This window comes from Gordonia abscondita (assembly GCF_032711245.1).
Classification (GTDB): Bacteria; Actinomycetota; Actinomycetes; order Mycobacteriales; family Mycobacteriaceae; genus Gordonia.
Window position 1 is genome coordinate 3,530,511 of the sequence record NZ_CP128986.1, and the last position, 11,967, is coordinate 3,542,477.

At 66.5% G+C, this 11,967-nt stretch carries 10 protein-coding genes; all 10 read right to left on the reverse strand.

The features are described from left to right. Window positions 1-75: 75 nt before the first annotated feature. Window positions 76-1,185, reverse strand: coding sequence for a 3-dehydroquinate synthase (gene aroB, locus MP11Mi_RS16560; protein WP_420039968.1), 1,110 nt, complete (start codon window positions 1,183-1,185; stop codon window positions 76-78). Further along, window positions 1,182-1,661 carry a shikimate kinase gene (locus tag MP11Mi_RS16565; protein WP_420712890.1) on the reverse strand — a complete coding sequence of 160 codons (480 nt, stop codon included), beginning with the start codon at window positions 1,659-1,661 and terminating at the stop codon, window positions 1,182-1,184. Before MP11Mi_RS16565 ends, aroB begins: the two co-directional genes overlap by 4 nt. A 62-nt stretch (window positions 1,662-1,723) precedes the next feature. Next, window positions 1,724-2,902, reverse strand: coding sequence for a chorismate synthase (gene aroC / locus MP11Mi_RS16570; protein ID WP_420039970.1), 1,179 nt, complete (start codon window positions 2,900-2,902; stop codon window positions 1,724-1,726). A gap of 74 nt (window positions 2,903-2,976) precedes the next feature. Then, a complete protein-coding gene (locus tag MP11Mi_RS16575; protein WP_420039971.1) occupies window positions 2,977-3,390 on the reverse strand; it encodes a prepilin peptidase in 414 nt (137 codons plus the stop codon). Window positions 3,391-3,462: 72 nt separating this feature from the next. Next, the gene (locus tag MP11Mi_RS16580) at window positions 3,463-4,296 is read right to left on the reverse strand and encodes a shikimate dehydrogenase (protein ID WP_420039972.1); all 834 of its coding nucleotides are present in this window, start codon (window positions 4,294-4,296) and stop codon (window positions 3,463-3,465) included. Further along, complete coding sequence (locus MP11Mi_RS16585; RefSeq protein WP_420039973.1) at window positions 4,289-6,106, reverse strand: endolytic transglycosylase MltG; 1,818 nt, start codon at window positions 6,104-6,106, stop codon at window positions 4,289-4,291. The genes MP11Mi_RS16580 and MP11Mi_RS16585 overlap by 8 nt, the downstream gene beginning before the upstream one ends. Window positions 6,107-6,136: 30 nt before the next feature. After that, the gene (gene ruvX, locus MP11Mi_RS16590; RefSeq protein ID WP_420039974.1) at window positions 6,137-6,583 is read right to left on the reverse strand and encodes a Holliday junction resolvase RuvX; all 447 of its coding nucleotides are present in this window, start codon (window positions 6,581-6,583) and stop codon (window positions 6,137-6,139) included. Continuing rightward, window positions 6,580-9,351: an alanine--tRNA ligase gene (gene alaS / locus MP11Mi_RS16595; protein ID WP_420039975.1), complete on the reverse strand. Its 2,772-nt coding sequence runs from the start codon at window positions 9,349-9,351 to the stop codon at window positions 6,580-6,582. The genes ruvX and alaS overlap by 4 nt, the downstream gene beginning before the upstream one ends. Window positions 9,352-9,432: 81 nt before the next feature. Further along, window positions 9,433-10,791, reverse strand: coding sequence for a replication-associated recombination protein A (locus MP11Mi_RS16600; RefSeq protein WP_420039976.1), 1,359 nt, complete (start codon window positions 10,789-10,791; stop codon window positions 9,433-9,435). A 10-nt stretch (window positions 10,792-10,801) separates the two neighbouring features. Continuing rightward, a complete protein-coding gene (locus MP11Mi_RS16605; protein WP_420039977.1) occupies window positions 10,802-11,962 on the reverse strand; it encodes a phosphotransferase family protein in 1,161 nt (386 codons plus the stop codon). Window positions 11,963-11,967 lie beyond the last annotated feature (5 nt).

The window sequence follows — 11,967 nt, forward strand, 5'->3', positions numbered from 1 at the left end:
ACGTGAATCCACCTATCGCACAGGTGGTTTCACGTCTCCGTTGCTATTGGCTCACCACCCGGAGACGCCCCTCTCTCAGAGTAGGATCGCTCCCCCACCCGACTGCGTGCCACCTGCGATCGCCGAGTAGGCGGCCGCGATGAGCGACGGGTCGGGGGCTTCGAGTCGTCCCGGTTTGGCCAGACCATCGAGGACGACGAAGCGCAGCATGCCCGAGCGGTTCTTCTTGTCGCCGGCCATGGTCTTGAGGAGCGCGTTCAGCGCGTCCGAATCGTAAGATGTCGGGAGTCCGACAAGTTCCAAGATCGTGCGGTGCCGGTCGGCGGTCTCGTCGTCGAGGCGGCCGGCGAGCCGCGAGAGTTCGGCCGCGAACACCATGCCGACCGAGACAGCGGCTCCGTGCCGCCACTTGTACTGTTCGCGACGTTCGATCGCGTGCCCCAGCGTGTGCCCGTAATTCAGGATCTCCCGCAGCGACGACTCTTTGAGATCCGCGGAGACGACGTCGGCCTTCACCTGCACGGAGCGGCGGATCAATTCGGGGAGAACATCGCCCTTCGGGTCCAGTGCCGCTTCGGGATCGGCTTCGATCAGGTCGAGGATCACCGGGTCGGCGATGAATCCCGTCTTGATCACTTCGGCCAGACCGGACACGATCTCGTTGTGCGGCACCGTCTCCAGTGTCGCGAGGTCGATCAGGACGGCGTCCGGTTCATGGAATGAGCCCACCAGGTTCTTTCCGGCATCCGTGTTGATGCCGGTCTTACCCCCTACCGCGGCGTCGACCATCGCGAGCAGCGTGGTCGGCACGTGGATGACACCGATTCCGCGCATCCAAGTGGCTGCCGCGAAACCCGCGAGATCAGTGGCTGCGCCGCCGCCGAGACTGATCACCTTGTCGTTGCGCATCATGCCGATGCGCCCGAACACCTCCCAGCAGAACGACGCGACCGACAGGTCTTTGCCTGCTTCGGCATCCGGGATCTCAACACGGTGCGCATCGAAGCCTCGTTCGGCGAGATATTCGCGGATCTGTTCGGCAGTCTGCGCGAGCGTCGGCTGATAGACGATGGTGATGCGGTCAGCACCCTTCGCTGCAGTCGCGACATCGTCGAGTAGTCCGCGGCCGATCGTGACGTCGTACGGGGCGGCGGCGCGGACTGCGACGGTGACCGGTTCGGTCATGAGTTCTCCTGATCAAGTCGGCTGATGATGTCGGCGACCACAGACGTCACCGGCTGGGCGGCGTCCACGATGTGGGTTGCGACGCCTCGGTAGTGCTCGACGCGTGCCGCGAGGATGGCGCGGTAGCGGTCGGCCGGACGATCGTCGGCCAGCAACGGTCGACTCGACCCGGTGACTCGCGCGAACCCGTCGTCGGCGCTGATCTCCAGGTAGACGACGTGATGCCCGGCGAGCGCGTCTCGGATCGCACGCACGGTCGGCGAACCGCCCCCGAGCGCTACGACGCCGCGTGCCGACGCGAGGACCTCACGCACGGTGTCGGCTTCGATCGCCCGAAATCCGTCTTCGCCATCGGCCGTGAAGATCTCCGGGATTGTCCGGCCGGCGCGCCGCTCGATTTCGGCGTCGGTGTCGACGAAGTCGACGGCCAGGCGCTCGGCGAGCACGGTGCCGACCGTCGACTTGCCCGACCCCATGAATCCGGCCAGAACGACGACCGGACGGTCCGTCGCCGGGTCGGTCACCGGTGCTGCATCGGTCACGGGCGTGGGGGACGCGCGTGCACCGTGTCCAGGTAGGCGCGCACGTTGGTCTGTGTCTCGGTGACCGAATCCCCGCCGAACTTCTCCAACGCCGCCTGTGCGACGACGAGCGCCACCATCGCCTCGGCGACGACGCCTGCGGCGGGCACCGCGCACACATCGCTGCGCTGATGGATTGCGCTCGCCGGTTCGCCGGTGGTCATGTCGACGGTCGCCAGGGCTCGCGGCACCGTAGAGATCGGTTTCATCGCGGCCCGAACACGCAGGTCTTCACCGTTGGTCATGCCGCCTTCGAGGCCGCCCGCGCGGTTCGTCGAACGGAGGACACCGTCGACGCCGGCCACCATCTCGTCGTGAGCCTGGCTGCCGCGTCGTCGTGCCGTCTCGAAGCCGTCGCCGACCTCGACACCCTTGATGGCCTGAATGCCCATGAGCGCTGCTGCCAGCCGCGCATCCAGCCGGGTCTCGCCGCTCACATGCGAACCGAGACCGACCGGTACACCGGTCACGATGACCTCGACGACGCCGCCGAGGGTATCGCCGTCCCGTTTGGCGGCCTCGATCTCCTCGATCATCGACGTCTGTGCGTCCTCACCGAACGCACGGACTGGGCTCGCATCGATCGCTTCCAGGTCTTCCGGTCGCGGAGCGGGACCGGTGTACGGTTCGCTGTCGCCGATCGAAATGATGTGCGAGACGATCTCGATCCCGAGGACCTGCGCGAGGAAGTTGCGGGCGACAGTTCCTGCGGTGACGCGGGCCGCGGTCTCACGGGCGCTCGCACGTTCCAGGATCGGGCGGGCGTCGTCGAATCCGTACTTGAGCATGCCCGAGTAGTCGGCATGCCCGGGACGTGGCCGCGTCAGCGCCGCATTGCGTGCACTGCCCGCTAGTTCGTCCTCATCGACCGGATCGGCAGCCATCACCTTCTCCCATTTGGGCCATTCGGTGTTGCCGATCTCGACGGCAATCGGCCCGCCGAGGGTCTTGCCGTGCCGGACACCGCCGATCACCCTGACCTCGTCGGCTTCGAACTTCATCCGCGCGCCGCGGCCGTAACCGAGGCGGCGTCGAGCCAATTGTTCAGCGATGTCGGCGGATGTGATCTCCACACCCGCCACCATTCCCTCGACAAGGGCAACCAGGGCCGGTCCATGTGATTCTCCGGCAGTCATCCAACGCAGCACATCGTCAATTGTTCCAGAGTCGGCTTCACCCACCGAATTCGGACGTCACGATCCGCGACTGGTCACGGGCCGGCGGCGATCGAACACGCTGCCACCAGACCGGCGGCGGCGACGAGCGCAGGCCCGTGGACGACGGCGCGCCGACGGCCGACGAGGCTCACGACGAGAGAGAAACCGGCGGCGATGACGACCGTCGTCAATGCGGCCGCGGGCGCTCCGACCGCTCCACCGACCACCGCGGCCAGCTTCACATCCCCGCCGCCGCACGTCCGAAACGCGAACGCGACGGCGTAGACCGACGCGCACAGGGCGCCGGCGAGTGGAACAAGCGGATCCACGATCCCAGCCGCCGCGACGAGTCCGATCGCGGGCAGGGTGAGTGCGTTGGGTATGCGACCGGTCCGTACGTCTGCCGTCGCGCACGCGGCCGCGGCACAGGCGAGAACGAGCGCGACGGCGATCACGAACGCAAGCATCGTCGCTCGGCCCGACGATGCCAACCGCGTTATCCACAACCGGCGGTAGCGGTGAGCGGGGCCCGGAGCGACTCAGTCTGCGTCGATGCCGACCGCTGCGGCCATGGCGGCCTTCGGCGCAGGTGAACCAGTGAACTGCTCCACCTGGCTGTACGCCTGATTCAGCAGCATCACCAGCCCGCCGACGACGACGCCACCGGCGTCGGCGACGGCGGTGGCGAGCGGTGTCGGCCACGGATCGTAGATGACGTCGATCAACCGCGCCGACGCCGCAACCTGCAGCGCCAGGACGGCGGCTGCCCCGGCGGGCACCGTGGAGACGGTGACGTCGGCTGCCGCGCACTCGGCGCGCAGTCCGTCAGTAGGCGCGAAATCGATCACGCGCGCGTTGACCGATAAACGGTCCGCGAGAGAAAGTAGTCCAGCGGCCCGTGCGGCGTCGCGAGCAACGACGGCGACATCGCGAACGCCCGACTCGGCGAGCGCCGCCAACGCGGGCCGCGCGGTCCCGCCCGCCCCGATCAGCACGGCTCGGTTCGGCGGTTCGACGAACCCGACCTCCGCGAGTGCGCCCGTCACGCCGTCGACGTCCGTGCAGTCGGCTCGCCAACCGTCGCCGGACCGGACCAAAGTGTTGGCCGACCCGATGAGTGTCGCGCGCGGCGTCGCCGAGTCAGCAAACGCGAGAGCAGCCGACTTGCACGGCATCGTCACCGAGAATCCGACCCACTCCGGCCCGACGCCGCCGACCCGGTCGGCGAGTTGGCCGCCTGTGGTCTCGAATGCGTCGTACGTCCACCCCTCCAGACCGAGCGCGGCATACGCTGCCCGGTGCAACGCGGGCGACCGCGAGTGACCGATCGGCGACCCGAGCACCGCCGCGCGACGCACGAGTCTGTTATTCACAACCGACCTTCAGGAATTTGTTACGGCACGCGACCTGACGGTTCTGCTTATGCTTTTCGAAAGTGCTCGCGAACAACGTGGTCCCGTCCTCATCGACGGTCACGAAGTAGAGCCAGGATCCGTTCGCGGGATCCTCGGTCGCACGGAGCGCACGGTCACCGACCGCGCCGATCGGCGTCAACGGCAGTCCGTTGTGCTTGTACGTGTTCCATTCATTGTCGTCGTTGTACGCGTCGCCGTGCAGGTCGTTGGCCCGGACGTCCGCCGTGTAGTTGGCGGTCGAGTCCATCTCCAACCGCTGATCGCGGTCCAGACGGTTGAGAATGACGCGCGCGACCTTCGGGAAGTCATCCTCCTTCCGCGCCTCCGCCTCCACGATCGACGCGACGGTCAGCGCATCGTACGGCGACAGCTTCGCATCATTGCCATCGAGGAGACCCCACGCCGTGTAACGCGTCTCGCTGCGCGTGATGAGTTCGCGCAGAATCTGCTTCGCGTCGAGCCGCGGATCGATGTCCTCCCACGCTCCGGAAGCGATGAGACCCTCGATGCGCCGGTGGTCACCAGTCAACTTCTGCACCTTCTGCTTCGCCCAGGACGGGATGCCCAACTCGTCGGGTGTCGCCTGAGCTGCCGCGTCGTCGAGTTGCTCGACGCTCACGCCGTAGTCCCCGTCGTCGGTGGTGATCGTCGTCGCCTTCGAGATCATCTCGAAGATGCCCGGCCGTGTGTTCCCGCCGGTGCTCTCCTTCGAATCCAGCTGCAGCCCTTCGGGAACGATAATCCGGCCGACCCGTTTATCAGTGCCGCTCATCATCTCGAGCGCGCTCTTCGCCGAGATCCCCTTCGGCAGATCGTAGAACCCCGCCGACACACCCGGACCGTTCTCCGCAGCGTCCACGAACGCTCGCTTGCTGCCGACGACACCCGCGTCAGCCAACGTCTGTCCGACGTCGCGGATCGCAGCGTCCGCCGGGACCTCGACGAGCACCGCACCTGACCCCGTCGCGCTGTCATAGTCGGTCCGCGAGTCGAAGACACCGAACCATTTGAGCCCGAGTCCACCGACGACGAGCACCAAGATCAGCGCGACCGCTCCGACACCGACCAGGACGCGCTTGTTGCGTCGACGCGCCGGCATCGCACCGCCTACGACGGGATCGTCGCCGTCGTCGTCCAAGATGTCGAGCGCCGATGGCTCGTACTCGGCCCCGGATTCCGCGTCGTCCGGCGGGTAGACCCGCGTCTCGCGCGGCGACTCCCCCACGTGTTCGCGACGCGACTCGAGGACATCGAACGCGGAATCGTGCGCCTCGGCCGGTTCCGCCACGACCGATTCGGCCGGAGGCTGCTGGGCCCGTGGCGAGAACGTCGCAGGAGCCGCATGGCGGGACACAGGCGCCACCCGTTGCGTCGGCTGAGTCTGCACCTCTGGTACCGGCTCACCCGGGGGAGCTTGGGGAGGCTGCGCATGTCGGCGCGGCGCGGGCGGCTCCGGGCGCGCGTGCGTAGGCGGAGGCTGCTGCGTCCACTGCGGGTCGGTGAACTGCATCGCCGAATCGTCCGAACTGCGATACCGCACCTCGAAATACGACGACTCACCCTCGGTGGGCTCCGGAGTCCGATACTCGATCGTCGGGTCCGGCAGCGTCCGATCGACGCGGACGATCGGAATGCTGCCCGTAGTCGTCGGATCACCCGGCCCACGACGACGACGATGCCGGTTCGGGGCCTGCGAAGCGGGCCGGTCGGTGAAATACCGCCGGGAGTCGTCGCTCCCCGGGCGGGACGTCGGGTCCTGATCAGTCACGTCGATCGATCCTCCTCATCGGCGAATGCTTCACCGGTGCGCGTCCAACCATCCCTGCAGGATAGCCACCGCAGCAGCCTGATCCACGACGGCGCGCGCATCCTTCGCCTTCACACCACTTGCTCGTAATGCCGTTGTTGCGGTAACTGTCGTCAACCGTTCGTCGTAAAACTCAGTCGGCACTTCCGGCCGATCGTCGCGGTCACGCAGCCGTGCTACGAGCGCTCTCCCGAACCCCCGCGCAAACTTCACCGCCTGCCCCTCGGTGTTCGCCAGCGTCCGCGGCAGACCGATGACCACACCGATCGCCTCATACTCGTCAATGATCTCGACGATGCGTTCGATGTCGCTGCCGTCCTTAGCGCGCCGCACCGTTTCGACAGGCGTGGCGAGGATCCCATCGGGATCGCAGACCGCGACCCCGACTCGCACACTCCCCACATCGATCGCGATCCGCCGGCCGCGAGGCGCGATCATCGCCCGCCGACGACGTCGCGCACGCGCACGAGCGCGGCATCCACGCCGGACGCATCCGTGCCCGACCCTTGTGCCAGGTCGGGCTTTCCGCCGCCACGACCGGCAACCAACGGAGCAATCTCCTTGACGACGTCGCCCGCCTTGATCCCAGCTGCGCGCGCCGCGTCAGTAGTGCCGACCGCGAACGGAACCTTGTCGCCGTCGGCGGAGAACAACACAACGACGGCGTTCCGGTCGGCGACGCGGCCGCGCAAATCAGTAACGAGCGAGCGCAGACCGTTCGCGTCCACACCGTCGGCCACGCGACCGGCGACGACGAGAGTCTCCCCGACCGTCTGAGCCTGGTCGATGAGCCCGGACACGGCAGCGCGCGCCTGCTCGGCCTTCGCCGCGTCGAGCGCCTTCTCGGCGTCACGCAGACGGGCGACCAACTGTTCGACACGGCCCGGAACCTGATCAGACGGCACCTTCAACGATGACGCCAGACCCGCCATGAGCGCCCGCTCCTTCGACAGGTAGCGGAAAGAGTCCATGCCGACGTACGCCTCGACCCGTCGGACGCCGGAGCCGACAGACGACTCCCCAATCACCGTGATCGGACCGACCTGCGCTGAACTACCGACATGCGTGCCGCCGCACAATTCCATGGAGAACGGTCCACCGATCTCGACCACGCGCACGCGATCGCCGTAATTCTCGCCGAAGAGCGCCATCGCACCCATCGCCTTCGCCTTGGCCAGATCGGTCTCAAAGGTGTTGACCTGGAAGTTCGATTCAACCGCCTCATTGCTGATCTGTTCGATCTGCACACGCTGCTCATCCGTGAGACCGCTCGCCGAATGGAAATCGAACCTCAGATAGCCGGGCCGGTTCAACGAACCGGCCTGAGTCGCGGTCGGACCCAGGATCTGCCGCAGCGCCGCACCCACCAGGTGCGTACCCGAATGGCCCTGCGTCGCACCGTGACGCCACCCGGAGTCAACGCTCGCGAGAACCTCGTCGCCCTCAGTGATCTCGCCCTCGTCGACGACCACGCGGTGCAACCACACCTGTTTGCCGACCTTCTGCACATCCTTCACCGACAACCGGACACCGTCAGACGTCGTGATGACGCCCTGATCCGCGGTCTGACCGCCGGCCTCCGCATACAACGGGCTGCGGTCGAGAATCACTTCGAGTTCACTGCCCGGCGACGCCGAACGGATCCGTTCACCGCCCGCAACGAGCCCGAGCACCCGCGCCTCCGACACCAACTCGTCGAATCCAGTGAACACAGTCGGCCCACGGTCGAGGAATTCCCGGTACACCGTCTGGTCAGCGTGCGACGACTTCCGCGACGTCGCATCGGCCTTCGCACGACTGCGCTGCTCGGCCATGAGTTCGGTGAAACCATCCCGGTCGACCTGCAAGCCCGCCTCAGACGCCATCTCCAGCGTCAACTCGATGGGGAACCCATACGTGTCGTGCAACGCGAACGCATCGCTGCCACTGATCTGCGAATTGCCGCTCGCCTTCGTCGCATCCGCAGCCTCCGAGAACAACTTCGAGCCCGCCGCGAGCGTCCTGGAGAAGCTCGCCTCCTCGCCGACAGCGACTGCCACAATGTGAGCGCGCTGCTGCGCCAGTTCCGGATACGACGGGCTCATCAGATCGATGACCGCGTCGGCGATTCGTCCCATCGACGCATCCACGCCAGCACTAACCGGCCCGCTCACTTCGTTCCCGGCGCCAGCACCAACCGGCCCGCTCACTTCGTTCCCGGCGCCAGCACCAACCGGCCCGCTCACTTCGTTCCCGGCGCCGAGCAACCGGACCGAACGCACAATACGGCGCAACAGGCGACGCAGCACATAGCCGCGCCCATCATTGGACGGCACGACGCCGTCGCCGATCAACATCACCGCCGTGCGCGCGTGGTCAGCGATCACCCGGAACAGGACGTCGTCCTCATGCCGACCGGCACCGTAACCGCGGCCCGTCAACTGCGCCGCCAAGTCGATGATCGGGCGACACAGATCCGTCTCGTACACATTGTCGACACCCTGCAGAATGCACGCGACGCGTTCGATGCCCATACCGGTGTCAATGTTCTTCTTCGGCAGGGGGCCGAGAATCTCGTAGCCGTCCTTACCGCCGCCCTCACCGCGGACGTTCTCCATGAACACGAGATTCCAGATCTCGATGTACCGGTCCTCGTCAGCCTCCGGGCCGCCCTCGACACCATAGTCGGGGCCACGATCATAGAAGATCTCCGAGCACGGACCGCACGGTCCGGGCACGCCCATCGACCAGTAGTTGTCCTTAAGTCCACGACGCTGGATCCGCTCGGCGGGCACGCCGATCTCGTCGCGCCAAATCCGTTCAGCCTCGTCGTCGTCGAGGTACACGGTCGGCCACAGTCGAGTCGCGTCGATGCCATAGCCGCCGTCGTCGACGGAATCGGTCAGCAACGTCCACGCGAAATTGATCGCCTCGCGCTTGAAATAGTCGCCGAACGAGAAGTTGCCAGCCATCTGGAAGAACGTGTTGTGCCGGGTCGTGATGCCGACCTCTTCGATGTCCAGGGTCCGCACACACTTCTGCACACTCGTCGCACGGTCGTACGGGGGCGTCTGGTCGCCGAGGAAGTACGGCTTGAACGGCACCATGCCCGCGTTCACGAACAGCAGGTTCGGGTCGTCGAGAATCAGCGATGCGCTGGGCACCTCGGTGTGTCCGGCCCGGATGAAGTGATCCAGGAACCGCTTCCGAATGTCATGCGTCTGCACTGCGGCGGTGTCCTTCGTTGGAGTGTGTATACCGGTATACAAGTTTACCGGGCTGTGACAATCGAGTTCACGCAGCACGCGTCAACCGCGGCGAGCACGTCCCGCGAGGCCGCGAACGATCGAGCGAAGCTTGCCAACTCGCGGCCCCAACTCGCGTTCAAAACCGTGGTCAGTCGGCGCGTAATAGTCGGAACCGACGAGTCCGTCCGGCGGATACTGTTGCGGTAGAACACCATCGGGATGATCATGCGGAAACCGGTAACCGACGGCATTGCCGAGCTTCTTGGCACCCGCGTAATGGCCGTCACGCAGATGCGGCGGCACCGCTCCGATCTTGCCCGCCGCCACATCGGCCATGGCTGCACCGAGCGCGGACGTCACCGCGCCCGACTTGGGTGCAGTCGCCAGATGGATCGTCGCCTGCGCCAACGCCAACTGCGCCTCCGGCATACCGACGAGCTGGACCACCTGGCTCGCGGCGACCGCAGTCTGCAGAGCTACCGGATCGGCCATCCCAACGTCTTCGCTCGCATGGATCATCAGACGCCTCGCGATGAACCGCGGGTCTTCGCCCGCCGAAATCATCCTGGCTAGATAGTGCAGGGCCGCGTCGACGTCCGAGCCGCGGATCGACTTGATGAACGCACTAGTCACGTCGTAATGCTGATCGCCGGACCGGTCATAGCGGACGGCCGCCCGGTCGATAGCGGCTTCCACATCGGCGACCGAGACAACCCCATCAGATGCGCCGTCGGCGCTGGCCTCCAACGCCGTCAACGCCCGCCGTGCATCACCGCCGGAGACGGCGACGAGATGTTCGAGCGCTTCGTCGGCGATCTCGACCGAACCGTCGAGGCCGCGCGGGTCGGCGACCGCCCGCTGCAGGACAGTCCGGACGTCCACGTCAGTCAACGACCGCAGATTCAGCACCAGCGACCGGGACAGCAGCGGGGCGACCACCGAGAACGACGGATTCTCCGTCGTCGCCGCGACCAACAAGACAATGCGGTTCTCGACGGCGTCGAGCAGCGCGTCCTGCTGAGTTTTAGAGAATCGATGGACCTCGTCGATGAACAGGACCGTCTGTTCTCCTTGGACGAGCCGACGTCGCGCCGCGTCGATCACGGCGCGCACCTCTTTGACGCCGGCAGACAGTGCCGAGAGAGCTTCGAAACTGCCGCCCGTCGCTTGGCTGATCAACGACGCCATCGTCGTCTTTCCGGTGCCGGGCGGACCGTAGAGCATCACCGACGATCCGCCGGAACCCGCGATCAGCCTCCGCAGCGGGGATCGTTGCCCGAGCAGGTGGTCTTGACCCACGACCTCGTCGAGGGTCGTCGGCCGCATTCTCACGGCTAGTGGCGCCGACGGTGCGGGCGCCTGCGGTGTAGTGCGCCTCCCGGTACCGACGTCGTCGAAGAGCCCGTCCGAATCGGTCATCGGCGGCCGATCACTCGAACCAGAGTCGTTGCAGCGCGCGCTGCACATCGTGAGCCACACCCGCTACCGCCTCGACGGCTCCGCCCCCCGCCATACCGTCTGCCGCTACCGCGAGATCGGCCCAGCGAGCCGTCACGACGCGAGGGTCACTCGTGTGGAGAGCCCAATCGTGCCCGGACGTATCCGACTCAAGCATCCAGTACGTCCCCAACCACGTCCACAGAGTCCGCGGCGTCAGCAACAGATTCTCCAGCGTCGTGTCGTCATTCAACGCGGGCCACAGCGGTCCGGCTTCGGACCGCCACGCGTCCACCAACGCCGACTCCAGTTCCACCTGGTGGGCGACCCCTTGGTCGGACAGTGCAGCGGGGAATGTCGTCAACGCATACGCGACATCAAGGGTCGCATCACGGAACGCACCCCACTCGTAGTCCATGAACTGGACACCGTCATCGTTGAAGAGGATGTTGTCGGGGCCCACGTCGGACGGACTGAACGCGCGGAACCGACCCTCGTCGAAGAGGGTCAGGCCGGCGTCCAGGACTCTCCGGAACTCGTCCGGAACATCGATGCCGACCTCCGCCGCCACTTCGTCCGTGCGCCGGATCGACCCCGACGCCTCGTTGCCGATTCCCGCCAACATCGGCTCGCCGGAGACCTCACGCGGTCCCGCACCGCCGCGCCCGCTCACTCGGAGCAACGCTTGGAAGTCGTCCTCCCCGCCGTACGTCGCCGCGTGCATGCGCCCCAACGCCTGGCCCCACGCACTGACGCCGCGGTGCACGTCGTCGATGTCGTTCGATGCGAGTTGGTCGAGCATGCCGCGCCCGCTGCCCAAGTCGGTCAGCACCAGGATGCGGGTGTCCAGGTCGGACGCGAGCAACTGCGGGCCGGGGCGGGACACCGTCGGCAGCGCCGTCGCATACCGGTACGACGCGATCTCGCGCAGCACCTGACCGGCTTCGGAGTTATCATCGAACGCCTTGACGACGACGGTGCGATCAAGAGAGACCGGATTGTCGGCGACCCGCACGCGCACCACGGTGCTTCGTCCGGATCCGCCGAGATCCTCCGGGTCGTCGATCCGAACTTGGCTTCCCGCTCGGCGCGTCAGGACGTCCTGCGCCGCGTCGAGGACGGAGTCGATTCGATCGTGTGCCACAAGGGTCATGACTG